This window comes from Thauera sp. WH-1 (genome assembly GCF_047806685.1).
Taxonomy (GTDB): Bacteria; Pseudomonadota; Gammaproteobacteria; order Burkholderiales; family Rhodocyclaceae; genus Thauera.
The window spans coordinates 60979-84377 of sequence record NZ_JBLQGP010000013.1 but is presented as its reverse complement, the minus strand read 5'-3'; the positions used below and the strand labels follow the sequence as shown (position 1 = coordinate 84377).

Below are 23399 nucleotides of genomic sequence, written 5' to 3'. Positions count from 1 at the left end.
CTTCACCGCACTACCGCATCCGCCAGGGCAGGAACATGGAACAGCTCGATCAACTGGTACAACAGGCTGCAGGCGACTTCGCCGCCGCCACGGACAGCGCGCAACTCGAACAGGCGAAGGCGCGCTACCTGGGCAAGGCCGGCTCCCTCACCGAGCGCCTGAAGTCGCTCGGCAAGCTCGAGCCCGAGGCGCGCCGTGAGGCGGGTGCAGCGATCAACGCGGCCAAGGTCGCCATCGAAGGCGCGCTCGAGGCGCGCCGCAACGCGCTGCGCGAGGCTGCCTTGCTGGCGCAGCTTGCCGAGGAGGCGCTCGATGTCACATTGCCCGGGCGGGGCGGTGTGCAGGGCGGCCTGCATCCGGTCAGTCGCACGCTCGAGCGCGTCGAGCAACTGTTCGCCTCGATCGGCTTCGTAGTGGCCGACGGTCCCGAGATCGAGACCGACTGGCACAACTTCACCGCGCTCAATACGCCCGAGAATCACCCGGCGCGCTCGATGCATGACACCTTCTATCTGGAAGGTCACGACGACGTCCTGCTGCGCACCCACACCAGCCCGGTGCAGATCCGCGCCATGCAGGCTCATGTCGAGCGTCATCGCGACGCCGACGCTATGCCCGACCTGCGCATCATCGCGCCCGGACGTGTGTTCCGCGTCGACTCCGATGCCACCCACTCGCCGATGTTCCATCAGGTCGAGGGCCTGTGGGTCGGGGAGAAGGTGAGCTTTGCCGACCTCAAGGGCGTGATCGCCGACTTCCTGCGCCGCTTCTTCGAGACCGACGATCTGCAGGTGCGCTTCCGCCCCTCCTTCTTCCCCTTCACCGAGCCGTCGGCCGAGATCGATGTGGCTTTCATGAGCGGTGCGCTCGAGGGACGCTGGCTGGAGATCGCCGGCTGCGGCGTGGTGCACCCGAACGTGCTGCGGTTCGGTGGCATCGACCCCGAGCGCTACACCGGCTTCGCCTTCGGCATGGGCCCCGATCGGCTCACCATGCTGCGCTACGGGGTCAATGACCTGCGTCTGTTCTTCGAGGGCGACCTGCGCTTTCTGAGCCAGTTCCGCTGAGCGCGTATCGTCCAACTCCTGCCGACTCCTCGCATTCCGGGTTATCGAATCATGCAATTCTCAGAACAGTGGCTGCGGACCTTTGTCGATCCGCAACTCGACAGCACCCAACTCGGCCATCTGCTGACCATGGCAGGTCTCGAGGTGGAAGAGGCCGACCCCGCCGCACCGGCATTCAGCGGGGTGGTGGTGGCGCAGATCGTCGAGGCGGAAAGGCATCCCAACGCGGACAAGCTCAAGCTCTGCAAGGTCGATGCCGGGAGCGGCGAGCTCTTGCAGATCGTCTGCGGCGCGCCCAATGCAGCGGCCGGCATGAAAGTGCCGTGCGCGCGCGTCGGAGCGGTGCTGCCGGGCGACTTCGCGATCAAGGCGGCCAAGCTGCGCGGGGTGGAATCCTTCGGCATGCTGTGCTCGGCACGCGAACTGGGGTTGTCGGAGGATCACGCCGGCCTCTACGCGCTGCCTGAAGATGCGCCGATCGGCATGGACATTCGCGCCTACCTCGAGCTCGACGACACCCTGTTCACGATCAAGCTCACCCCCAATCGGGCCGATTGCCTGAGTCTCACCGGCGTTGCGCGCGAGGTTGCGGCGATCACCGGTGCGCCGTTGAAGCAGACCGTGGTCGCGGCTGTCGCGCCTGCTTGCGATGCCCGCCGCGCGATCGTGCTCGACGCCCCGCTGGCCTGCCCGCGGTATTGCGGGCGCGTCCTGCGTGGCGTGGATGCGCGGGCGAGTACCCCGGGCTGGATGGTCCGACGCCTTGCCCGCAGCGGCATCCGTTCGATCAGTGCGCTGGTCGACGTCACCAACTACGTGATGCTCGAGCTCGGCCAGCCGCTCCACGCTTTCGACAACACCCGCCTGCAAGGCGCGATCCACGTGCGCCTGCCGCGCCCGGGCGAGCAGGTGCTGCTGCTTAACGAGCAGACCGTCGCGCCCGCAGCGGACACCTTGCTGATTGCCGATGAAGCGCGGGCGCTCGCCCTGGCCGGGATCATGGGCGGCGAGGACAGCGGCGTCACCCTGGAGACCACCGAGGTCTTCCTCGAGAGCGCCTTCTTCGCCCCCGATGCGATCGCCGGCCGCGCGCGTCGCCATGGCTTCGGCTCCGATGCCTCGCACCGCTTCGAGCGCGGGGTGGACTTCGAACTTGCGCGCAGCGCCCTCGAGCGCGCCACGCAGCTGATCCTCGAGATCTGCGGCGGCGAAGCCGGACCGGTGGAGGAGGCGCTCGCCGCCGACGCCCTGCCGGCACGGACGCCGGTCCGCATGCGCCCGGCCCGCGCCCGCCGCGTGCTCGGCATCAGCCTCGACGACGACGCCATGCTGGCGCTGCTGCAGCGGGTTCACCTGGGCGTCGAGCGCATCGGCGAGGATTTCCTCGTCACGCCGCCGTCATGGCGCTTCGACATCGAGATCGAAGAGGATCTGATCGAGGAGCTCGCCCGCCTGCACGGCTATGACAACATTCCTGCGGTCGCGCCGCAGGGCAGCCTGATGATGTTGCCGAGCTCGGAGCACCATCGCCCGGTGTGGGCGCTGCGCCATCTGATGGCGGCGCGCGGTTATCAGGAAGTGGTCAACTTCGCCTTCGTCGAGGAGGCATGGGAGCGCGATCTCTGCGCCAACCAAGAGCCCATCCGGCTCGCTAATCCGATCGCCAGCCAGCTCAGCGTGATGCGCTCGAGCCTCATTGGCGGGCTGACCGCCAACCTGGCGACGAATCGCAAGCGCCAGCTCGATCGCGTGCGGGTGTTCGAGCTCGCGCGGGTGTTCGAACGCAAGGCCGACGGCGAGCCCGTCCCGGGCTTCCACCAGGTCATGATGCTTGCAGCGCTCGCTGCCGGTCCGGCGCTACCCGAGCAGTGGGGCGAGCGTAGCCGCAACGTCGATTTCTACGACATCAAGGGCGATCTCGAAGCAGTCTTTGCGCCGCGCGGCCTGGCGTTCGAGCCTCTGTCGCATCCGGCCCTGCATCCGGGGCGTGCGGCGAGCGTGCGTCTGGATGGACGCATCATCGGGCTTCTCGGTGAGCTGCATCCGGTGTGGGTGCAGCGCTACGAACTGGGGACGGCGCCGGTGGTCTTCGAGGTCGAACTCGATGCCGCGCTGGCAGCGCGCATGCCGGCATATACGGAGATCTCGCGCATGCCCGCGGTGACGCGCGACCTGGCGCTGGTGGTCGGCGCCGAGGTCGGCGTGGCCAAGGTCATCGACGTGCTGCAGGCGGCGGCGCCGGCGATCGTGCGGGAGATCGTGCTGTTCGACGTCTATCAGGGCAAGGGCATCGACCCGGACAAGAAGAGTCTTGCCTTCAGGGTATCGATGCAAGATACTCAGCGCACACTCGAGGACGCCGAGGTCGATGACGCGGTCTCCACGTTGGTCAGGCAGGCTGATACCGTCCTCGGTGCCCGCTTGCGTGGCGCGGGGGGCTGACATGACGCTGACCAAGGCCGAACTGGCCGATCTGCTGTTCGAGCAGGTCGGGCTCAACAAGCGTGAAGCCAAGGACATGGTCGAGGGCTTCTTCGAGGAGATCCGGATGGCGCTCGAGCGGGGCGACAGCGTCAAGCTGTCCGGCTTCGGCAACTTCCAGTTGCGCGACAAGCCTCAGCGCCCCGGGCGAAACCCCAAGACCGGCGAGGAAATTCCGATCACCGCGCGGCGGGTGGTCACCTTCCACGCCAGCCAGAAACTGAAGGCCGCGGTGGAGCAACTCAGCGATGCAAGCAAGCAGCCCTGAAATCGGCGCGGAAGCCCTGCCGCCGATCCCGGCGAAGCGATATTTCACCATTGGCGAGGTCAGCGACCTGTGCTGCGTGAAGCCGCACGTGCTGCGCTACTGGGAGCAGGAGTTCACCCAGCTCAAGCCGGTCAAGCGCGGTGGCAACCGGCGCTACTACCAGCACCACGAGGTGCTGCTGATCCGTCGCATCCGGCAACTGCTCTATCAGGAGGGATTCACCATCTCCGGCGCGCGCAACCGGCTCGGTGAGTCCGCCATCCACGAGCAGGAGAACGAGGTCGAGGTCGAGCGCTACAAGGCGCTGGTGAGCAGTATCCGCAGTGAACTCGACGAGGTGTTGAAAGGGCTGCGAGGCTGAACGGGCTGGCTGCAAAAATTCTGGCAAAGTTCAGAGCGGCTGCTATAATGGCGGCTTGTGTCGGGGCGTAGCGCAGCCTGGTAGCGCACTTGCATGGGGTGCAAGGGGTCGCGAGTTCGAATCCCGCCGCCCCGACCAATCAAATAAACCGGCCTTGGCCGGTTTTTTGTTTTCGGCCTGCCGTCGCCGGCAGCGCCAGCACGCTGTGCTAACATTTCGCTCCCGGCCGCGCTCTGCGGCAACTCGCACGGATTACAGATGCGTATCCTGGTCAGCAACGACGATGGCTATTTTGCTCCGGGGATTGCGGCGCTTGCCGAAGCCTTGAGTACGCTGGGCGACGTCACCGTGGTGGCGCCCGAGCGCGACCGCAGTGGTGCGAGCAACTCGCTCACGCTCGACCGTCCGTTGTCGCTGAAGCGTACCGCCAACGGTTTTTATCACGTCAATGGCACGCCGACCGATTGTGTTCACCTGGCAGTCACCGGCATGCTCGAGCATCTGCCCGACATGGTCGTATCCGGGGTCAATCATGGTGCGAACATGGGCGACGACACGGTCTATTCGGGCACCGTCGCGGCCGCCACCGAAGGCTACCTGCTCGGTGTGCCGTCGATTGCGGTTTCGCTGGTGAGCAAGTCGGCGACCGACTTCACCGCCGCCGCGCGGGTTGCGCGCGACCTCGCCGAGCGCTTCATGAGCAACCCGTTTCCGCATCCGGTGCTGCTCAACGTCAATGTGCCCGACGTCGGCTATGACCGTCTGCAGGGCGTGCGCGTCACGCGTCTGGGCAAGCGGCACAAGGCCGAACCCGTCGTGCGCAGCGTCACGCCGCGCGGCGACACGGTGTACTGGATCGGTGCGGCAGGCGGGGCAGCCGATGCGGGCGAAGGCACCGACTTCCACGCGGTCGCGAACGGGTTCGTCTCGGTGACCCCGCTGCAGATCGATCTCACACACACCGGTCTCATATCGCCGGTCTTCGACTGGTTGAAGCAGTGAACAGCCGGGTCATCGATGCAGGTCAGGCCGGCCGCGCACGCGCGCGCATGGTCGAGCGCCTGCGCACCCAGGGCATACGTGACGAGCGCGTGCTGGCGGCGATGCAGGCCGTGCCCCGTCATGCCTTCGTCGATGAGGGGCTGGCGTTCAGTGCCTACGACGATACCCCATTGCCCATCGGCTTCCAGCAGACGATTTCCCAGCCCTTCGTGGTCGCGCGCATGATCGAGCTCTTGCGTGCAGGGCGCGAGCTGGGGCGTACGCTCGAGGTCGGCGCCGGATGCGGCTACCAGGCTGCGGTGCTGTCGCTGCTGGCCACCGAGGTGTATGCCGTCGAGCGTATCCGTGCGCTGCTCGACCGCGCCCGCGCGAACCTGCGTCCGCTGCGGCTGCCCAACGTACGACTGAAACTTGCAGATGGCAGTCTGGGGCTTCCCGAGGCTGCGCCCTACGACAGCATCATCGTTGCGGCGGGGGCGATTGGCTTGCCGCCTGCGCTAAAGGAACAACTGGCGCCCGGTGGGCGTCTCATCGTGCCGGTGGGCGGTGGCGAGCAGCGTCTGCTCCTCGTCGAGCGCCAAGGCAACGTTTTCCGGGAAAGCTGGCACGAGGCCGTGCGCTTCGTCCCGCTTCTCGGTGGTACAGAATGAGAGACGGTATTTTCCGATGCACACACCTTTAAGATCGATTGCACTTGCGCTGGCGGTAGGCCTCGTTGCCGGCTGCGCCTCACAGGTCACCGCGCCGGTACGCGACGGCAGCGGCGTGTCGGCAGCGCCTGTGACCCAGGCGGCTGCGCCAGCGGGCATGCACACCGTACGCCCGGGCGAAACGCTGCTGGGCATCGCCCGTCAGTACGGGGTGACCCTGCCCGATCTGGTCAGCTGGAACGCGATCACCGACCCCAACCAGATTCACGTCGGCCAGACCCTCCTCGTTGCGCCTCCCGGCACGGTGCCGGGCTCGGTTGCCGTGGCCACGCCCATCGGCGGTACGGCGGTGACGTCGCCGGTGCCGCCGACCGGCACCGAAACCGGTGTCGTCCCGCTCATGCAGGAGCCGCTCGGCGGCCGCGCCCCGGCTGTCGAGCCGACGCCCACCGTGCCGGCGCCGTCCGCCGTCGAGCCGGCGCCGAGCGCCGCAAGCGGCCAGTGGCAATGGCCTGCGAGCGGCACCCTGATTGCTGGCTTCAATGAGGCTTCCAACAAGGGTGTGGACATCGGCGGCCGCGTCGGCGACCCGGTGTATGCGGCTTCGGCGGGCAAGGTCGTTTATGCGGGCAGCGGCCTGCGCGGCTACGGCAAGCTCATCGTCATCAAGCATAACCAGGAGTACAACTCCGTGTATGCTCACAACGACAAGCTGCTGGTCAAGGAAGACGACCAGGTCGCACAGGGACAGAAGATCGCCGAGCTGGGCAGCTCGGAAGCGGACAAGCCGAAGCTGCACTTCGAGATCCGCAAGCAGGGCAAGGCGGTCGACCCGATGAGATATCTGCCTGCACGTTAAAGGGGGGAGCATGGAAGAACCGGCAAGTCTTGACGACCTCGAAAGTCATGAACCGGATCTTCCGCCCGAGGTGGAAGTATTCGCCAGCAACCAGACCCCGGTCGTCGAGAGCGATTTCTTCAGCGATGTCACGCAGCTTTACCTGAACGAGATCGGTGCCAATCCCTTGCTGTCGGCCGAGGAGGAGTTGCGTTTGTCGCGACTCGTGCGCGAAGGCGACTTCGGCGCACGGCAGATGATGATCGAGCGCAATCTGCGGCTCGTCGTCAATATTGCTAAGCACTACCTCAATCGTGGCATCCCGCTGCTGGACCTCGTCGAGGAAGGCAACCTCGGCTTGATGCACGCGCTCGAGAAGTTCGATCCCGAGCGCGGCTTCCGCTTCTCCACCTACGCGACCTGGTGGATCAGGCAGAACATCGAGCGCGCGATCATGAACCAGTCGCGCACCATCCGTCTGCCTGTGCATGTGGTCAAGGAGCTCAACCAGGTCCTGCGCGCGCAGCGCAGCATCGAGGCCAGCTCGAATGGCGAGTCCTCGCTCGAGGACATCGCCAGCCGACTCGGCAAGTCGATCGAGGACGTGCGCAGCACGCTGGCCCTGAGCGAGCACACGGCGTCGCTCGACGCGCCGCTCGACATCGATCCGACGCTCTCCATTGGCGAGTCCCTCGCCGATGAGCACCAGCTGACGCCGGAGGTGCAGATTCACTGCACCGAGATCGAGGATCTCGTGCGCGAATGGATCAAGATGCTCGGCGACAAGCAGCGCATGGTCATCCGTCACCGCTATGGCATCGACGAGTGTGAGCTGCTGACGCTGGAGGAACTGGCCGGGCGGCTTGAACTGACGCGCGAACGCGTGCGCCAGATCCAGCTCGAGGCGCTCGGGCAGTTGCGGCGCATTCTCAAGCGCCACGGCATCTCGCGTGACGCCCTATTGTGACGCTCAGCTCGCGCGGTCGGCGCCGGCCACCGGGAAGGTCCTGAAGTACAGCTCCCGGCTTGCATAAGCCATCACGGGCAGCGTGAACAGCAGGAGCGGCAGCAGCAGCGCGCTCGCCATGATGACGGCAGAGAGCAGCAAGGCCCAGCACATCATCACGCCGAAGCGGCCGAATACCGCGCGCACGCTCGCCACCACACCCGATACCAGTTGGGCGCGGCGGTCGAAGATGAGCGGGATCGAGAAGGCGCAGACCGCAAACAGGATGAAGGCGAGCACGGCACCCATGATCGCGCTGTAGGCGGCGAAGTCCACCACGATGCGCTCGATGCGCAGCAGCCGGGCGAAGCCGATCGGTTCGCGCCCGACCATGAAGCCGTACAGGATGCCGGCATCGGTGATCCAGATCAGGAACAGCAACCCGCACACGAAGGACACGACCCAGCCGCCGCGCGGCATGCGCCGAAAACCATCGAGGATGTCGCCGAAATGCGGTCGGCGACCGTGGCGCAGCTTATCGGCGACCGAGAAGAAACCGGCCAGCAAGATGGGGCCGACGAGCAGGAAGCCACCGGCGAGCGACAGGCTCATCGGCGCAACCGCGGCGTGATTGAGGGCGGCGAAGAGCAGCAGCCCGATCGCCACGAACAGCGCGGCGAAGGCCATGCTGAGTACCGGAATCGCACGAAACTGGCGGACACCGACGGCCACCGACGCCACCACGTCTGACAGCGCAAGCGGGGCGGGCCGCAGGGTGGCGGCGTTCTGGGCTGGCGTGTCCGGCGTGGTGTTCATGCGTCGTGGCTCCTCAGCGTCGCTCGGCGCGCATCTGATCCACCAGCCGGCGAAGGCGCAGGGCCTCGGCAAGCTCGAAGACCGACATCGCGTAAAAACTGCTGCGATTGTAGCGCGTGATGACGTAGAAATTACGGTAGCCGAGCCAGTACTCGGTGTCGGCGCCCGGCGTCTCGAGGTCGACCAGGGTGGCGGTGGCGGCCGCGCTGCGGCCGTCGAGCGTGCTGACCCCGGCGGCGGTGAGTGCCTCGGGCTCGAGCACCGGCTCGATGCCCGCGTCGACCAGGGCGGCAGCGTCGGCTCCGGGGCCCAGTCGGGCGCGTTCGGCGACCGGCGCGCCGGGCTGCCAGCCATGCACGTGCAGATAGTTGGCCACGCTGCCGATGGCGTCGATCGCATCGGTATCGAAGTCGATGCGGCCATTGCCGTCGAAATCGACCGCGTAGGCGCGCACGCTGCTGGGCAGGAACTGCGGATAGCCGAGCGCGCCGGCAAACGAGCCGCTGTAGCTGTCCGGCGCGCGGCCCTGCTCGCGGGCGAGCAGGAACAAGGATTCGAGTTCGCGGCGGAACAGCTCGGCACGCGGTGGGTAATCGAAGGCGAGCGTGGCGAGCGCTGACAAGGTCTCGAAATTGCCGGTATGGCGGCCGTACACGGTCTCGACGCCGATGATGGCCACGATCACCTCGGCAGGCACGCCGAACTGGCGCTCGGCGCGCGCGAGTTCAGCCTCGTGCTCCTGCCAGAATGCGATGCCGCCGTTGATCCGGCTGCGGTCTAGGAAACGCGCGCGATAGTCCTGCCACGAGCGTACGCCGCGCCTGGCGGGGGGCGTGATGAGGCGTATGACGGTGGCGTCGTGGCGCGCGCGCGCCAGCGCGCGGTCGAGCTCGGCGGGATCGAAGCCATGGCGGGCGGCGACCTCGGCGACGAAGGCCTGCGCATCCTCGCGCTCGGCGTAGGAGGCGAGGCTCATGCCGGGGAGCGCGCAGGCGAGCACGGTGGCAAGGATGCGGCGCGCCCTTCGGCATGCGGTTGCGGCGGCCTTGCTTAAAGTGGGTGCGGCGGGGCTTGGGGAAAAGGCAGGGTGGGCCATGTCGCTCCGGTTCATGAGAGTTTGAGGGCGTCGATACGTTTGCGCAGGGCCTGCAGCTCGGTTGCGCTGAAGACAGGGCCATAACGCAGCCGCGCGTAGCTGGCGCTGATGGCGCGGAGTTCCGCCGCCTGCTCGGGGAGCGCCGCGGCGACTCGTTCGCCATAGGCCAGCGGCCCCTCCCAGGGCTCGCGGGCAAGGCCGAGTCTGGCCATGCGCGCGCTGAAGCGATCCCACTGCCGCTGTAGCGGGTCGCGTCGCACGCGTTGGCGGCTTGCCCACAGATAGAGCCCGCCAAACAGCAGCGCACTCGCGATCGACAGCACACCGGCCATCGTGGCCGCGTCCACCCGCTTGAGGCCGAGGCGGGCGAGAAGTTCGCGCTGGCGTTCTGGATTGTAGCCAAGAACGCGTTGATTCCAGGCATTTGAGAGCGCCTCCCACTGATGGCGCAGATCGCGCAGCCAGGCCATGTCGGCACGCAGCATCAGCGGCAGGCCTTCGAACTCCGACAGCGCTGCCGCCAGCCCGTCGTCGATGCGCTGTGGTGCGGCGAGGGCAGTGGGGTCGACACGGACCCAGCCTTTCTCCTCCAGCCACACCTCCGTCCAGGCGTGGGCGTCCGACTGGCGCACCACGATGTGGGCGTCGATCGGGTTGATCTCGCCACCCTGGTAGCCGGTCACGATCCGCGTCGGGACGCCGGCCGCCCGCATCAACACGGCAAAGGCCGATGCGAAGTGCTCGCAAAAGCCCTGCCGGGTGTCGAACAGGAACTCGTCGGCGGTGTGGCGACCCAGCAGGGGCGGACGCAGCGTGTAGCTCAGGCGTGCGTCGCGCAGATGGGCGATGACGCGGCGCAGGATCTCGGCGTGCGAATCGGTGTTCGCCGCCAGTTGTTCGGCGAGGGCGCGCGTGCGCGGATTGCTGTCGGCCGGCAGCCGCAGCGAGGCTGCCAGCACGGCGCTTGATTCGCGCTCGCCGACGGTGGCTTCCGGATGGGCCGTGAGCGCGTAGCGGCTGCGACTGCGCACCGGTTGGGCGGCGAGGGCGTGGAAGTCGCTCGCATAGCGGACCGCCGGCGCGGACGCAGCCGGGTAGTCGAGGGCCAACAGCCAGCGCCGATTGTGCGGCTCGAGCGTGAGCTGGTAATCGAGCGCGGGTCCGGCTGGCGTGTAGAAGGGCGCGGCAGCCTCGGCAAAGGGCAGGGCGCGCCAGGTGCGACCGTCGAACTGGGTCAGCACCGGGCCGCGCCAGTAGCGCTGGGCGGGCGGTGGTGGCGGACCGCTGAAGGCGGCGCGCAGCACGATCGCACTCGAGTTGCCGAGCGCGCTGATCGACCCCGGGGCCATCGTGTCCGACAGCCCAGTGCGCGCGCTGTAGGCGTCTGCCGGCAGCCCCCACAGCGGACCCTGGATGCGGGGAAAGAGCAGGAACAGCAGGAGCATGAAGGGCAGGCCCTGCGCCAGGACCAGGGCGGCGGTGCGCAGCGGCTCGCGCTGACCGCCGCGCGGGTCGGCGAGGGCGACCAGGGCGGCGAGCGCGAGCAGGGTGCCGCCTAGCGCCAGTGCGGCGATCGGCAGGGACTGGTCCTCTAGGAAGACGGCCAGTTGCAGGAAAAGACATAGCAGCACCCCGGCGCGGATGTCGCGCGCTGCGCGGGTTTCGAGCAGCTTGAGCCCAAGCAGCAGGGCGAGCAGGGCGACGCCCGGGTCCTTGCCGAAGAAGTGGCCGAACTCCAGGCGCACGCCCACACCCGCCGCGAGTGCGAGCACGAGCAGCACGAGATGGGGCGGCGGCCTGCGGCCGCGCCACAGCAGCAGTGCCCGCCAGCCCAGCAGGGCCGCACTCAGCACCGCAATCCACGCCGGCAGCCAGAGCCCATGGGGGGCGAGCGTGAGCGCCGCGGCCGCGAGCAACCATGCGCCCTGGCGGCGGTCGAGCGCCGCGCTCGCCTGCGCAGGGCGCGGCGAGGCCCTAGGCAGGCGAGGACGCATGCGCGAGAGGTGGGCGATCACGGCTGGCGTCCCCGTGGCGCAGTGGGCGATCCGAAGCGCGCCAGTGCGCTCAGGCAGCGCTGCAGATGCACCGGCCCCTGTCCGAGCTCAATCGCACTGCCTGGCAGCGCCAGCGCGTAGCGCCGTCCACCCTGTTCGGCCTGCAGTACCCAGGCGGCAAGGCGCGATAGGCGCTGTTCGTCGTCGAGGTGTGCAGGCAGCGTTGTCCAATCCAGCTGCAGGTCCTGGCCGGTCCAGTTGGCATACTGTTTGGTGAGCATCGGGCCGCCGCGGGCCAGCACCTTCCACGCGACATGGCGTGGCGAGTCGGCGCTGCGATGGGCGCGCAATCCGGCGAAATCGTCATCGCCGTCGCGCATGCGGCCGTGCCGACCCTCATTGCCCTCACCGTTTTCGGGCAGCGCAGGGGGGGCTGGCTCGGGTGCCGGATACACCAGGCAGTTCAGCTCGGGCACGAACACGCTCCAGCCCCGGATCAGGCCCAGGGGCCAGGTCGTCTCGAGGACGGTGCGCCCCAGCGGCAGCTCGCCACGGTGGTGGGTCGGGCAGGGCAGGGTCACGCTGGCCGCCTGCGCCGGCCCGATGTCGAAGTCGGTCTGCTCACCGTGGGCACGCAGGCGCAGCGCCGGGCGTCGCCCCGGGCGCGGATTGTCGATCTGCAGTACGAAGCCGGCGGTGTCGCCACAGAACACCGGCATGCAACGGGCGGGACGGATGGAGAGTCCGAGCAGGTTGCGAAAGGCGTGCACGATGCTCGCCACCGCGGCGCCGCCGAGCAGGAAGACGAGGCCGTAGCCCAGGCTCAGGTTGTAGTTGATCGAGGCCAGCAGCATGGCCAGCAGGGCGCCGGCGAAGGCGAGCCCGGCCGCCGTGGGGAGCACGTAGATGCGGCGCTGCACGAGTCGGATCGGCGCTGCTTCGGCGGGGCCGATGCGAAACAGCCAGCGATCGGCCGCAGCACGCAGCGTCGACAGCAGCCCTGTTGCCGTCACCGCCATCAGCGCACGGCGACGCCCTGCAGCAGGCGCGTGATGCTGGCCGGCGGCGCCGGGCGGCCATCGCCGGCCAGATGCAGGCGATGCGCGGCGACGTGCGGGAACAGGGTCTGCACGTCGTCGGGCAGGACGTGATCACGGCCGTCGATCAGGGCCCACGCGCGGGCCGCGGCGAGCAGGCCAAGCCCGGCACGCGGACTGAGTCCGCCGGCGAACTCGGGGCTGTTGCGCGTGGCGCCGAGCAGGGCCTGGACGTAGTCGACCAGGGCGTCGCCCACATGCACGTGCGCGGCGGCCTGCTGCAGTTCGATCAGTGCCGCGGGGTTGATGACGACGGACTGGCGCTCGAGCAGTTCGCGGCGGTCCTCGCCCATCAGCAGCGCACGCTCGGCGTCGCGATCGGGATAGCCCAGCCGGATGCGCAGCAGGAAACGGTCGAGCTGGCTCTCCGGGAGCGGGAAGGTGCCGATCTGGTGCGCCGGGTTCTGCGTGGCAATGACGAAGAAGGGCTCGGGCAGGGCGAAGGTGTCGCCGTCGGCGGTGACCTGTCTTTCCTCCATCGCCTCGAGCAGCGCGCTCTGGGTCTTCGGCGTGGCGCGGTTGATCTCGTCGGCGAGGATCAGCTGCGCGAACACGGGCCCGGGGTGGAAGCGGAAGGCGCTCGTGTCGCGATCGAACACGGAGACCCCGAGGATGTCGGCCGGCAGCAGGTCGCTGGTGAACTGGATGCGCTGGAACTGCAGGCCCATCAGTCTGGCCAGCACGTGCGCCAGCGTGGTCTTGCCCACGCCGGGCACGTCCTCGATTAGCAGATGGCCACGGGCGACGAGGCAGGCGAGGGCCAGGCGCAGCTCGCGTTCCTTGCCGAGGATGATCCGGCCTGAGGTTTCGAGCAGGCGATTTGCATGGTGCAGGGGCATTGCGGGGCGCACTGTGAAATTGGCGGGGAAGCGGTGATAATAGACGACAAAGCGCGCTGGCCCGGAAGATGTGCGTCACGATGGCCGGTGGATAAGGGTGCGTGCGACTGCCGGATCTGGCGCAGGCGGCCGCCCACGAGACTGTTCTCGAGACGAGGGAGGAGTATGACCACTACGGCATTCATAACGCACCGTGACTGCTGGCTGCACGATATGGGCTCGATGCATCCTGAATGCTCCGAGCGCCTGTCGGCGATCAACGATCGGCTGATCGCGGCGGGCCTGGACATGTACATCTCCTTCTACGACGCACCGGTTGCCGAGCGCGAGCACATCACCCGTGTCCATCCGCCGGAGTATCTCGACAGTCTCATCGACAACGTGCCCGAACACGGCATCCGCCACCTTGACCCCGACACCGCGATGAGCCCGGGCACGATGAAGGCGGCGCTGCGTTCGGCCGGGGCGGGGGTGTTTGCCACCGACCTCGTCATGCAGGGCGAGATCGAGAATGCCTTCTGCGCGGTGCGTCCCCCCGGGCACCATGCGGAGCGCTCGAAGGCGATGGGCTTTTGCTTCATGAACAACGTCGCCATCGCGGCGCGCCATGCGCTCGATGCCCACGGCCTGGAGCGAGTGGCGATCGTGGACTTCGACGTTCACCACGGCAACGGTACCGAGGACATCTTCCGCAACGACCCGCGGGTGATGATGGCGGGGATCTTCCAGCACCCCTTCTACCCCTACTGCGGCACGGACAACCCGCCGCCGCACATGTGCAACGTGCCGCTGCCGGCCGGCACGCGCGGCGACGCCTTTCGCCAGGTGTTCGGCGACATCGTCATTCCGGCCCTGCGCAGCCACAATCCGCAGATGATCTTCATCTCGGCCGGCTTCGACGCCCACTACGAAGACGACATGGGCTCGCTCGGTCTGGTCGAGGCCGATTACGTCTGGGCCACCGAGCAGATCAAGGGCGTGGCCGAGGATTGCGGCCACAAGCGCATCGTGTCCATCCTGGAAGGCGGCTATTCGCTGTCGTCCCTGGCGCGTTCGGTGGTGGCGCACATCAAGTCGCTCGCCGACCTGTGAGGCTGTAACCTGCCGACACCTATTGTGGCGGCGCGAGGGGCGGCAACGCATGCCTTGCGCTGGCCCTGCCTCGGCGATCGGTTAGAATCGCATCTTTTATCGAAAGCCCCGACCCCATGATTACCGGATCGCTTGTCGCCATCGTCACTCCCATGCAGGACGACGGGAGCCTGGATTTTCCCCGCCTGCGCAGTCTCATCGACTGGCACATTGCTGAAGGTACCGATGGCATCGTCGTCGTCGGCACCACAGGTGAGTCGCCCACCGTCGACGTCGACGAACACTGCGAACTGATTCGCGCCAGCGTCGAGCACGTGGCCGGTCGGGTGCCGGTGATTGCTGGTACGGGCGCAAACTCGACGGCGGAGGCGGTCGAGCTTGCCCGCTTTGCCAGCCAGGCGGGCGCCGCGGCCCATCTGTCGGTCGTGCCGTATTACAACCGGCCCTCGCAGGAGGGCTTGTACCGCCACTTCCGCACCATCGCCGAGTCGGTCGAGCTGCCACTGATCCTGTACAACGTGCCAGGCCGTACGGTGGCGGACTTGAGCAACGACACCACGCTGCGCCTGGCCGAGATCCCGAACATCGTTGGTCTCAAGGACGCGACCGGCAACCTCGATCGCGCCTGCGACATGATCGAGCGTGCGCCGGCCGACTTCGCGCTCTACAGCGGCGACGACATGAGCTCGGCCGCCTTCCTGATGCTCGGCGGCCACGGCGTGATCTCGGTCACCGCCAACGTGGCCCCGCGCGCGATGCGTGCGTTGTGCGCCGCCGCGGCTGCAGGCGACATGAAGGCCCTGCGCGAAACCAATGCAAGCCTGACCGGTCTGCATCGTGACCTGTTCTGCGAGGCCAATCCGATCCCGGTGAAGTGGGCGGTGGCGCGCATGGGCCTGATCGGCGACGGTATCCGCCTGCCGCTCACGGTGCTGGCGGAAGTCCATCACGAGCGCGTGCTAAAGGCCATGCGCAAGGCCGGCATTCAGGCCTGAACCGAATCTTTTGTCCGGGAATTACATGAATCGCTCCACGCGCACCTCCTTTTCCCTGATCGCGCTGTCCTTAGCGCTCGGTGGTTGCTCCGGATCGCTGCTCGAGTCCAAGCGCATCGATTACAAGAGCGCCCGTCAGATCGAGCGTCCGCTCGAGATCCCGCCCGACCTCACCGTGCCGCGCCGCGACGACCGCTTCGCCGTGCCCGATGTGGCGCCGCGCGGTGTCGCCACCTACTCGGCCTACGCCGCCGACCGCAGTGGCCAGCCCGCAGTGAGCAGCGGCTCGGCCGACGTGCTGGCCGCCTCCGACACCATGCGCATCGAGCGTGCCGGCACGCAGCGCTGGCTGGTGGTCGCGGGCACGCCGGCAGACCTGTGGCCGCAGATCAAGGATTTCTGGCTCGAGACGGGCTTCATCCTCAACATCGACAACCCCGAGATCGGCGTCATGGAGACCGACTGGGCCGAGGATCGGGCCAAGATTCCACAAGACTTCGTGCGCTCGACCATCGGCCGCGTGTTCGACGGCCTGTTCTCCACCCCCGAGCGCGACAAGTTCCGCACCCGCCTCGAGCAGGGCAAGGACCCCGGTACGGTCGAGGTCTACGTCAGCCACCGCGGCATGATGGAGATCTACCCGACCGAGGCCAAGGATTCCACCATCTGGCAGCCGCGCCCGGCAGACCCTGAGCTCGAGGCCGAGATGCTGCGTCGGCTGATGGTGCACCTGGGGGCCGAGGAAGCGCGTGCCGAGGCGGCAATTGCCACCCCGCAGGCGCCTCAGCGCGCTCAGATCGCCTCCGCCCCGGACGGGCAGGTGGTGCTGGCAATGGATGAGCCCTTCGATCGCGCCTGGCGTCGGGTTGGGTTGGCGCTCGACCGCATCGGCTTCACGGTGGAAGACCGCGATCGGGCGCAGGGTCTTTACTTCGTGCGCTATGTCGACCCCGACGCGGACAACAGCAGTCCGAACAGGGGTTTCCTGTCGCGCCTTGCCTTCTGGCGCGGCAGCGACAAACCGGCGGAGGGTGGGAGCGAGTATCGACTGCGTGTCGAGGGCCAGGGCGACGGGTCGCGGGTGAGCGTGCTCAGTCGCGAGGGCGGGGTCGACACCTCGGATACCGCGCGCCGCATGCTCGGCCTGCTGCAGGAACAACTGCGTTGAGCGCAACGCTCCGACGAAAAAAAGCCGGCATCGCCGGCTTTTTTCTTTGACGCGCCCGCAAGGGCGCACAAGGCTTACTCCTTGGCAGCGTCCTTGGCGGACTCGACCGCCGCTTCGGCGGCCGCCTTGGCTGCATCCACCGCATCGGCGGCTTCGGTCTTCGCGGCCTCGGCTGCTTCCTTGACGTCCTCGACGACCGCGGCGGCTTCTTCCTTCACGGTTTCTGCAGTGGCGTCGGCGCCGGCCTTGGCGTCGTCGGCAGCCTCTTCAGCGGCCTCGGCAGCAGCGGCGGCCTCTTCCTTCGCGGCTTCGGTCGCGGCAGCGGCGGCCTCACCAGCGGCTTCGGCGCTTTCCTTCGCCGCTTCCACGGCCTGCTCGGCGGCTTCCTTCATCTGCTCCTGGGCCGACGGGGGCGCTTGCACCGCGGGTTCTTCCTTCTTGCCGCAGGCAGCGACGGCGATGGCAACGAGGGCGGCAACGAGAAGGGGATGCTTCATGATGTGTCTTCCTTTCGGCTAGGGGATTCTTGGTCTGTAGTGGCGTCCGCGCACGGATGCACGTGTGCGAAGCCTCGCAATCTTAGCATGCTGCAACGCGATAAATGGCTCGGTGGTGCGATGCAACAAATGGCAAGAGCAAATCAAAAATATCAGTAAAACAACGGATTGAGCGACTCTCCGGGCCTGCGGCATTGTTTCAATTTGTCTATCCATCCCGAATCGGTGGCGCAGACAGACGCAGGCGGGGGGAGGCGCGGAAGGGGGCTGCACACGGTAGAATCGCCCACCCCGTCACTGCCGCCGCACCATGACCCTTGCCACCATCGAATCCCTCGACCACGAAGGCCGTGGCGTTGCCCATGTCGACGGCAAGACCGTCTTCATCGAGGGCGGGCTGCCGGGCGAGCGGGTCGAGTACCGCGTCCACCGCAGCCGGCCCAGCTATGAGCAGGCCACGGCCGAGCACATCGTGCGTGCCAGCGCGCAACGCGTGACGCCGCGCTGCCCGCACTACGGCATCTGTGGCGGCTGCTCGATGCAGCATCTCGACCCGGTCGCCCAGGCCGCGGCCAAGCAGCGCATTCTGGAAGATGCGCTGTGGCACATCGGCAAACTGCGCGCCGAACTCATCCTCCCTGCCATCCACGGTCCGGCCTGGGGCTATCGTTACCGCGCTCGATTCGGCGTGCGGCTGGTGCCGAGCAAGGGTGGCCTGCGGATCGGTTTTCACGAGCGACGCTCGAGCTACATCGTCGATATGCGCGAATGCCCGGTGCTGCCGGCCAGGGTTTCGGCGCTGCTGCCGCGCCTGCGCGAACTCATCGCCGGGCTCTCGATCCCTGATCGCGTACCCCAGGTGGAGATCGCCATCGGCGACGAGGCGACGGTGTTCGTGTTCCGCAATCTGCTGCCGTTCAGCCGCAGCGATGAACAACGCATCGCCGTCTTTGCCGCTGCCGAAGGGATCCAGGCGTGGAAGCAGCCGGGCGGGCCGGATACGGCAACGCCGCTGGATCCGGCCGATGATCCTGCGCTGCACTACACCTTGCCCGAGTTCGGGGTGCGGATGGACTTCCGGCCGACCGACTTCACCCAGGTCAATGTGCACATCAACCGCCTGCTGATCCGGCGTTCGCTGCAGTTGCTCGATCCCCAGCCCGGCGAGCGCATTGCCGATCTGTTCTGCGGGCTGGGCAACTTCAGTCTGCCGGTTGCCCGCCGCGGGGCGCGGGTGGTCGGCGTCGAGGGCAGCGATGCGCTCGTGGCGCGGGCGCTGGCCAACGCCCGGCGCAACGGCCTGGATGCGCTCACCGAGTTTCACGCCGCCAATCTCTTCGAGGCGACCGAAGACAGCGTCGCCGCGCTCGGTCCGCTCGACAAGCTGCTGATCGATCCACCGCGCGAGGGGGCGATCGCGGTGGCCAAGGCGCTCGACAGGCAGCGAGGGCCGGCGCGCATCGTGTACGTCTCCTGCAACCCGGCCACCTTGGCCCGCGATGCGGCGGTCCTGGTGCGGGAGAAGGGCTATGTGCTGCGCGCTGCCGGCATCGCGAACATGTTCCCGCAGACCTCGCACGTCGAGTCGATCGCGCTCTTCGAGCGGCCCTGACAGCGCCTGGCAGCAGGCCTGGTGGCCGCCCATGAAGACCAGGACGGCAGGCAGGCGGCAGGGGTTCACATTTGCGGCCCTCGCTGCGAAAATGCAGCGCGATGTTTTTATAATTATTAATACAAAATAATATTGTGTTTCCCTTGGACCCCGACATGGCCAGTGAACCGCGCCGCGCCCGCAGCGACGCCGAAGCGCCCAACCGCGCATGGCAGCAGCGCAGCCTGGCGAGCGTCTGGCACCCGTGCACGCAGATGCAGCGCGCGCAGAGCGTGCCGCCGTTGCCCATCGCCAGTGCGAGCGGTCCCTGGCTGCACGACTACGCGGGCGCACGGTATTTCGACGCCAACAGCTCGTGGTGGGTGAACCTCTTTGGCCATGCGGATGCGCGCATCAATGCCGCCCTGCACGCGCAGCTCGACACCCTGCCGCACGTGATGCTGGCCGGGTGCACGCACGCACCGGCCGTCGAGCTCGCCGAGCGCCTGCGCGCACTCACCGGGGGCGTGCTCGGCCACGCCTTCTATGCCAGCGATGGCGCCTCGGCGGTCGAGATCGCGCTCAAGATGAGCTTTCATGCCTGGCGCAACCTCGGTCGTGGCAACAAGCGCGAGTTCGTCTGCGTGCGCCAGGGCTATCACGGCGAGACGCTCGGCGCGCTCGCCGTCACCGATGTGGCCGTGTTCCGCGACGCCTACGATCCGCTGCTGATGCGCGCCCATCTGGTGGCGTCGCCGGATGCGCGGCGTGCCGCGCCGGGCGAATCGGCGGCCGAGCGGGCGGCACAGGCGCTGGCCGAAGTGCGCGCGCTGTTCGAGGCGCGCCATGCCCACATCGCCGCCTTCATCGTCGAGCCGCTGGTGCAGTGCGCCGCCGGCATGGCGATGCACGATCCGAGCTATCTGCGCGGCCTGCGCGCCCTGTGCGACGAGTACGAGGTCCATCTGATCGCCGACGAGATCGCGGTCGGCTGCGGCCGCACCGGCAGCTTCTTCGCCTTCGAACAGGCGGCCCGGCCGGGCGAGGCGCCGCTGTGGCCCGACTTCATCTGCCTGTCCAAGGGTATCAGCGGCGGCTACCTGCCGCTGTCGCTGGTGCTGACGCGCGATGCGATCTACGCGTGCTTTCTCGGCGACGACGTGGCGCGTGGCTTCCTGCATTCGCATTCCTACACCGGTAACGCGCTGGCCTGTCGCGCCGCACTGGCCGTGCTCGACCGCTTCGCCACCGACGACGTGCTCGCCCGCAACCGTGGGCTCGCGCCCCTGCTCAGCGCGGCGCTCGCCCCGCTTGCCGACGATGCGCGCATCGAGCACCTGCGCCAGCGCGGCATGATCTGGGCGTTCGACGTGCGCGAGGCCCATGCGGGCGAGCGCTTCGCCGAGCGCTTTCACCTCGCCGGTCGTGGCAACGGGCTGCTGATCCGCCCGATTGGCCGCACGGTGTATCTGATGCCGCCCTACGTCCTCGATGCCGAGCTGGCCAGCTGGCTCGCAGAGCGGACCCTGCGCACCCTCGACCAGACCCTGGCCGACTCGGCCCGTACCCCCATTGGCCATGCTGCTCGCACACCTGAACCACCGACTGCGTGAGCGCCGGCAGGCCGCCCTGTGGCGGCGCAGGCGCGTCGTGCGCTCGCCCTGCACGCCGACTCAGCGGCTTGCCGATGCTGCGGGCGGCGAGCGCGCGCTGCTCGGCTTCTGCAGCAACGACTACCTCGGGTTCGCGTCCCATGCCGGACTCGTCGCGGCGCTGGTCGAGGGCGCGCAGCGCTGGGGCGTGGGCAGCGGCGCATCGCATCTGGTGAGCGGCCACAGCGAGGCGCACGACACGCTCGAGGCCGCGCTTGCCGCCTTTCTGGCGCCGTGCATTCCCGATGCTGCGGCGCTCAGCTTCTGCTCGGGCTATATGGCCAATGTCGCCCTGCTGACGACGCTGGGCGAGGGCAGGGCGGCGATCTTCGCCGACCGCCTCAACCACGCTTCACTGATCGACGGCGGCCTGCTGGCGGCGGCGAAGATGCGACGCTACCCGCATGGCCGGGTCGATCGGCTCGAGGCCCTGCTGGCGGACTGCGAGGCCGACATCAAGCTCATCGTCACCGATGCGGTGTTCAGCATGGATGGCGACATCGCGCCGCTGCCCGAGCTGCTGGCGCTGGCCGAGCGTCACGACGCCTGGCTCATCGTGGACGACGCCCATGGCTTTGGCGTGCTCGGCGAGGGCGGGCGGGGCGCGCTGTCGCATTTCGGCTTGCGCAGCGAGCGCCTCATCTACATGGGCACGCTGGGCAAGGCGGCCGGCGTGAGCGGCGCCTTCGTCGCCGCCCATCCGCTGGTCATCGAGGCCCTGGTGCAGGGCGCGCGCAGCTACATCTACACCACGGCCACCCCGCCGGCGCTCGCCCACGTCCTGCACGCGAGCCTGCAGCTGCTGGGGAGCGAAGAAGGCGCGGCGCGGCGCCGCCACCTGGGCGGGCTGATCGATGCGCTGCGCACGCGGCTGACACAGATCATCGCCCTCCATCCTGGCTGCGGCTGGCGTCTGGCCCCCTCGACCACCGCCATCCAGCCCCTGATCGTCGGCGACAATGCGACCGCGCTGGCGCTGGCGGCCCGCCTCGAGCAGCTCGGGTTGTGGGTGCCGGCGATCCGCCCACCCACTGTGCCGGTCGGCAGTGCGCGCCTGCGCATCACGCTCAGCGCGGCACACAGCCTGGCCGATGTCGATCGCCTGTGCGCTGCCCTCGCGCAGCTTGCCGCTGAAGGAGTACCCGCATGAGCGCGCCACTGCATGGCATCTTCGTCACCGGCACCGACACCGAGATCGGCAAGACCCGCATCAGCGCGGCCATCGTCGCCCTGCTCGGCAAGTGCGGCCTGCGCGCGGCCGGGCTCAAGCCGATCGCGGCCGGCACCGAGCTGATCGATGGTGAACGCATCAACGAGGACGTGCACGCCCTGCGAGCGGCGAGCACGCTGGCGCTATCCGCCGCCGAGATCTGCCCCTACCAGTTCGATGCCGCCTGCGCCCCCCATGTCGCCGCCCTGCTCGAGGGACGGCAGATCGAACGCGCCACCGTACTCACCGCAGTGGCGGCCGCGGCGGCGCGGGCCGATCGCATCGTCGTCGAGGGGGTGGGGGGCTTTCGCGTGCCGCTGGGCAGGGCAGAGGCGGTGGGTGCGGCCGGGGCCGACTGGGACAGCGCCGACCTGGCCACGGATCTTGGCCTGCCGGTGCTGCTGGTGGTCGGCCTGCGCCTGGGCTGCATCAACCATGCCCTGCTCACCGCCGAGGCGATCCGCGCCCGCGGCCTGCGCCTGTGCGGCTGGGTCGCGAACACGGTCGATGCCGGCATGCCGGAGGTCGCCCACAATCTCGACGCGCTGGCCCGCGGGCTGGGCGATGCGCCCTGCCTGGGGCTGGTGCCCCGCCTGCCGGTGCCCAGCCCCGATGCCATCGCGCCCTATCTCAACGTGCCGGCGCTGCATACGATTTTCGACACACAAGACCACGTAACGGAGACCCCATGAGCACTGTCGCCACCATTTCGCCCGATTCGCTGCGTCGCAGCGCGACAACCCTGCAGCCTGCCGCGCCGGCGACCGCCCGCTGGTCGGTGGAGGCGGTCGAGGCCTTGTTCGCACTGCCCTTCATGGAGCTCGTGTTCCGCGCCCAGCAGGTGCATCGCGAGCACTTCGACCCGTGCGAGGTGCAGCTGTCGACGCTGCTGTCGATCAAGACCGGCGGCTGCGCCGAGGACTGCGGCTATTGCTCCCAATCGGCCCACTTCGACACCGAGGTCAAGGCCGAGAAGCTGATGGCGGTCGACGAGGTGATCGCCGCCGCGCGCGCGGCCAAGGCCCAGGGCGCCAGCCGCTTCTGCATGGGCGCAGCCTGGCGCTCGCCCAAGGCGCGCGACATGGAGCGTGTGACCACCATGGTGCGCGAGGTCAAGGCGCTGGGCATGGAGACCTGCATGACCCTGGGCATGCTCGACCAGGGCCAGGCGCAGTCGCTCAAGGAGGCCGGCCTCGACTACTACAACCACAACCTCGACACCGCGCCCGAGTACTACGGCAAGGTCATCGGCACGCGCACCTACCAGGACCGCCTGGACACGCTCGATAATGTGCGCTCGGCCGGCATCAACGTGTGCAGCGGCGGCATCGTCGGCATGGGCGAGACGCGCAGCCACCGCGCCGGCCTGATCGCCCAGCTGGCCAAGCTCGAGCCCTGCCCGGAGTCGGTGCCGATCAACAACCTGGTGCCCATCCCCGGCACGCCGCTGGCGGGTGTCGATCCCATCGACCCCTTCGAGTTCGTGCGCACGATCGCGGTGGCCCGCATCACCATGCCCACCAGCTACGTGCGCCTGTCCGCCGGGCGCGAGCAGATGGACGAGGCGCTGCAGGCCCTGTGCTTCATGGCCGGTGCCAACTCGATCTTCTACGGCGACCACCTGCTGACCACGCCCAACCCCCAGACCGGGCGCGACCGCAGCTTGCTCGAGCGGCTCGACATACGCATCCAGGGCCAGGACGCCTGATGCAGGCGGCCGCTTGCGCGCCCGCTCCGGT

At 68.2% G+C, this 23399-nt stretch carries 22 protein-coding genes and 1 tRNA gene; 17 read left to right on the top strand and 6 right to left on the bottom strand.

Features of this window, described 5'->3' with window-relative positions:
* Positions 1-35: 35 nt before the first annotated feature.
* From pheS to rpoS, 9 genes are all read left to right on the top strand, one after another.
* Entirely contained in the window at positions 36-1067 is a 1032-nt protein-coding gene (gene pheS, locus ACMV5O_RS13745; protein ID WP_416163983.1) for a phenylalanine--tRNA ligase subunit alpha, read from the top strand.
* A 51-nt stretch (positions 1068-1118) separates the two neighbouring features.
* The gene (pheT, locus tag ACMV5O_RS13740; protein ID WP_416163982.1) at positions 1119-3509 is read left to right on the top strand and encodes a phenylalanine--tRNA ligase subunit beta; all 2391 of its coding nucleotides are present in this window, start codon (positions 1119-1121) and stop codon (positions 3507-3509) included.
* Between the two features lies 1 nt (position 3510).
* Entirely contained in the window at positions 3511-3816 is a 306-nt protein-coding gene (locus tag ACMV5O_RS13735; protein WP_324537244.1) for an integration host factor subunit alpha, read from the top strand.
* A complete protein-coding gene (locus ACMV5O_RS13730) occupies positions 3797-4177 on the top strand; it encodes a MerR family transcriptional regulator (protein WP_416163981.1) in 381 nt (126 codons plus the stop codon). Before ACMV5O_RS13735 ends, ACMV5O_RS13730 begins: the two co-directional genes overlap by 20 nt.
* 61 nt (positions 4178-4238) lie before the next feature.
* Positions 4239-4315, top strand: a tRNA-Pro gene (locus ACMV5O_RS13725).
* Between the two features lie 120 nt (positions 4316-4435).
* Positions 4436-5179: a 5'/3'-nucleotidase SurE gene (surE, locus tag ACMV5O_RS13720; RefSeq protein WP_416163980.1), complete on the top strand. Its 744-nt coding sequence runs from the start codon at positions 4436-4438 to the stop codon at positions 5177-5179.
* Positions 5176-5829 (top strand): protein-L-isoaspartate(D-aspartate) O-methyltransferase, encoded by a 654-nt coding sequence (locus ACMV5O_RS13715; protein ID WP_416163979.1) that lies wholly within the window; start codon positions 5176-5178, stop codon positions 5827-5829. Before surE ends, ACMV5O_RS13715 begins: the two co-directional genes overlap by 4 nt.
* Positions 5830-5845: 16 nt before the next feature.
* Positions 5846-6688, top strand: a complete 843-nt coding sequence (locus ACMV5O_RS13710; RefSeq protein ID WP_416163978.1) for a peptidoglycan DD-metalloendopeptidase family protein — start codon at positions 5846-5848, stop codon at positions 6686-6688.
* A gap of 10 nt (positions 6689-6698) precedes the next feature.
* Positions 6699-7634, top strand: coding sequence for an RNA polymerase sigma factor RpoS (gene rpoS, locus ACMV5O_RS13705; protein ID WP_324537254.1), 936 nt, complete (start codon positions 6699-6701; stop codon positions 7632-7634).
* A 3-nt stretch (positions 7635-7637) separates the two neighbouring features.
* On the opposite strand, the gene ACMV5O_RS13700 is transcribed toward rpoS, so the two are convergent.
* The 5 genes from ACMV5O_RS13700 to ACMV5O_RS13680 form a co-directional block, all read right to left on the bottom strand.
* A complete protein-coding gene (locus ACMV5O_RS13700; protein WP_416163977.1) occupies positions 7638-8429 on the bottom strand; it encodes a DUF2189 domain-containing protein in 792 nt (263 codons plus the stop codon).
* Positions 8430-8442: 13 nt separating this feature from the next.
* Positions 8443-9405, bottom strand: coding sequence for a lytic murein transglycosylase B (mltB, locus tag ACMV5O_RS13695; protein WP_416163976.1), 963 nt, complete (start codon positions 9403-9405; stop codon positions 8443-8445).
* 131 nt (positions 9406-9536) lie between these two features.
* Positions 9537-11540: a transglutaminase TgpA family protein gene (locus tag ACMV5O_RS13690; protein WP_416163975.1), complete on the bottom strand. Its 2004-nt coding sequence runs from the start codon at positions 11538-11540 to the stop codon at positions 9537-9539.
* Positions 11537-12538 carry a DUF58 domain-containing protein gene (locus ACMV5O_RS13685; RefSeq protein ID WP_416163974.1) on the bottom strand — a complete coding sequence of 334 codons (1002 nt, stop codon included), beginning with the start codon at positions 12536-12538 and terminating at the stop codon, positions 11537-11539. The genes ACMV5O_RS13690 and ACMV5O_RS13685 overlap by 4 nt, the downstream gene beginning before the upstream one ends.
* Positions 12538-13455: an AAA family ATPase gene (locus tag ACMV5O_RS13680; RefSeq protein ID WP_416163973.1), complete on the bottom strand. Its 918-nt coding sequence runs from the start codon at positions 13453-13455 to the stop codon at positions 12538-12540. The genes ACMV5O_RS13685 and ACMV5O_RS13680 overlap by 1 nt, the downstream gene beginning before the upstream one ends.
* A 165-nt stretch (positions 13456-13620) precedes the next feature.
* Between ACMV5O_RS13680 and ACMV5O_RS13675 the strand changes: the two genes are divergently transcribed.
* From ACMV5O_RS13675 to bamC, 3 genes are all read left to right on the top strand, one after another.
* Complete coding sequence (locus ACMV5O_RS13675) at positions 13621-14547, top strand: histone deacetylase family protein (protein ID WP_324537265.1); 927 nt, start codon at positions 13621-13623, stop codon at positions 14545-14547.
* A 116-nt stretch (positions 14548-14663) separates the two neighbouring features.
* Entirely contained in the window at positions 14664-15542 is an 879-nt protein-coding gene (gene dapA, locus ACMV5O_RS13670) for a 4-hydroxy-tetrahydrodipicolinate synthase (protein ID WP_416163972.1), read from the top strand.
* A 25-nt stretch (positions 15543-15567) separates the two neighbouring features.
* Positions 15568-16710, top strand: coding sequence for an outer membrane protein assembly factor BamC (gene bamC / locus ACMV5O_RS13665; protein ID WP_416163971.1), 1143 nt, complete (start codon positions 15568-15570; stop codon positions 16708-16710).
* Between the two features lie 74 nt (positions 16711-16784).
* Here the strand turns inward: bamC and ACMV5O_RS13660 are convergent, their stop codons facing one another.
* Positions 16785-17207 (bottom strand): hypothetical protein, encoded by a 423-nt coding sequence (locus ACMV5O_RS13660; protein WP_416163970.1) that lies wholly within the window; start codon positions 17205-17207, stop codon positions 16785-16787.
* A 310-nt stretch (positions 17208-17517) separates the two neighbouring features.
* Between ACMV5O_RS13660 and rlmD the strand changes: the two genes are divergently transcribed.
* The 5 genes from rlmD to bioB all read left to right on the top strand — a co-directional run bounded on the left by rlmD (position 17518) and on the right by bioB (position 23368).
* A complete protein-coding gene (gene rlmD / locus ACMV5O_RS13655) occupies positions 17518-18819 on the top strand; it encodes a 23S rRNA (uracil(1939)-C(5))-methyltransferase RlmD (RefSeq protein ID WP_416163969.1) in 1302 nt (433 codons plus the stop codon).
* 155 nt (positions 18820-18974) lie between these two features.
* Positions 18975-20411: an adenosylmethionine--8-amino-7-oxononanoate transaminase gene (gene bioA, locus ACMV5O_RS13650; protein WP_416163968.1), complete on the top strand. Its 1437-nt coding sequence runs from the start codon at positions 18975-18977 to the stop codon at positions 20409-20411.
* Positions 20377-21600, top strand: coding sequence for an 8-amino-7-oxononanoate synthase (gene bioF, locus ACMV5O_RS13645; RefSeq protein ID WP_416163967.1), 1224 nt, complete (start codon positions 20377-20379; stop codon positions 21598-21600). The genes bioA and bioF overlap by 35 nt, the downstream gene beginning before the upstream one ends.
* Positions 21597-22352 carry a dethiobiotin synthase gene (gene bioD / locus ACMV5O_RS13640; protein WP_416163966.1) on the top strand — a complete coding sequence of 252 codons (756 nt, stop codon included), beginning with the start codon at positions 21597-21599 and terminating at the stop codon, positions 22350-22352. Before bioF ends, bioD begins: the two co-directional genes overlap by 4 nt.
* Positions 22349-23368: a biotin synthase BioB gene (gene bioB, locus ACMV5O_RS13635; protein ID WP_416163965.1), complete on the top strand. Its 1020-nt coding sequence runs from the start codon at positions 22349-22351 to the stop codon at positions 23366-23368. The genes bioD and bioB overlap by 4 nt, the downstream gene beginning before the upstream one ends.
* Positions 23369-23399: the final 31 nt, after the last annotated feature.

What these genes read in the sequence shown, in the direction of transcription:
- ACMV5O_RS13675 (WP_324537265.1), top strand. Translation starts at nt 13,621, where the DNA reads ATGACCACTACGGCATTCATAACGCACCGTGACTGCTGGCTGCACGAT.
- ACMV5O_RS13700 (WP_416163977.1), bottom strand. Translation starts at nt 8,429, where the DNA reads ATGAACACCACGCCGGACACGCCAGCCCAGAACGCCGCCACCCTGCGG.
- ACMV5O_RS13680 (WP_416163973.1), bottom strand. Translation starts at nt 13,455, where the DNA reads ATGCCCCTGCACCATGCAAATCGCCTGCTCGAAACCTCAGGCCGGATC.
- rpoS (WP_324537254.1), top strand. Translation starts at nt 6,699, where the DNA reads ATGGAAGAACCGGCAAGTCTTGACGACCTCGAAAGTCATGAACCGGAT.
- pheS (WP_416163983.1), top strand. Translation starts at nt 36, where the DNA reads ATGGAACAGCTCGATCAACTGGTACAACAGGCTGCAGGCGACTTCGCC.
- ACMV5O_RS13730 (WP_416163981.1), top strand. Translation starts at nt 3,797, where the DNA reads ATGCAAGCAAGCAGCCCTGAAATCGGCGCGGAAGCCCTGCCGCCGATC.
- ACMV5O_RS13685 (WP_416163974.1), bottom strand. Translation starts at nt 12,538, where the DNA reads ATGGCGGTGACGGCAACAGGGCTGCTGTCGACGCTGCGTGCTGCGGCC.
- pheT (WP_416163982.1), top strand. Translation starts at nt 1,119, where the DNA reads ATGCAATTCTCAGAACAGTGGCTGCGGACCTTTGTCGATCCGCAACTC.
- ACMV5O_RS13735 (WP_324537244.1), top strand. Translation starts at nt 3,511, where the DNA reads ATGACGCTGACCAAGGCCGAACTGGCCGATCTGCTGTTCGAGCAGGTC.
- ACMV5O_RS13660 (WP_416163970.1), bottom strand. Translation starts at nt 17,207, where the DNA reads ATGAAGCATCCCCTTCTCGTTGCCGCCCTCGTTGCCATCGCCGTCGCT.
- ACMV5O_RS13710 (WP_416163978.1), top strand. Translation starts at nt 5,846, where the DNA reads ATGCACACACCTTTAAGATCGATTGCACTTGCGCTGGCGGTAGGCCTC.
- rlmD (WP_416163969.1), top strand. Translation starts at nt 17,518, where the DNA reads ATGACCCTTGCCACCATCGAATCCCTCGACCACGAAGGCCGTGGCGTT.
- bioF (WP_416163967.1), top strand. Translation starts at nt 20,377, where the DNA reads ATGCTGCTCGCACACCTGAACCACCGACTGCGTGAGCGCCGGCAGGCC.
- bamC (WP_416163971.1), top strand. Translation starts at nt 15,568, where the DNA reads ATGAATCGCTCCACGCGCACCTCCTTTTCCCTGATCGCGCTGTCCTTA.
- surE (WP_416163980.1), top strand. Translation starts at nt 4,436, where the DNA reads ATGCGTATCCTGGTCAGCAACGACGATGGCTATTTTGCTCCGGGGATT.
- mltB (WP_416163976.1), bottom strand. Translation starts at nt 9,405, where the DNA reads ATGAGCCTCGCCTCCTACGCCGAGCGCGAGGATGCGCAGGCCTTCGTC.
- bioA (WP_416163968.1), top strand. Translation starts at nt 18,975, where the DNA reads ATGGCCAGTGAACCGCGCCGCGCCCGCAGCGACGCCGAAGCGCCCAAC.
- bioB (WP_416163965.1), top strand. Translation starts at nt 22,349, where the DNA reads ATGAGCACTGTCGCCACCATTTCGCCCGATTCGCTGCGTCGCAGCGCG.
- bioD (WP_416163966.1), top strand. Translation starts at nt 21,597, where the DNA reads ATGAGCGCGCCACTGCATGGCATCTTCGTCACCGGCACCGACACCGAG.
- dapA (WP_416163972.1), top strand. Translation starts at nt 14,664, where the DNA reads ATGATTACCGGATCGCTTGTCGCCATCGTCACTCCCATGCAGGACGAC.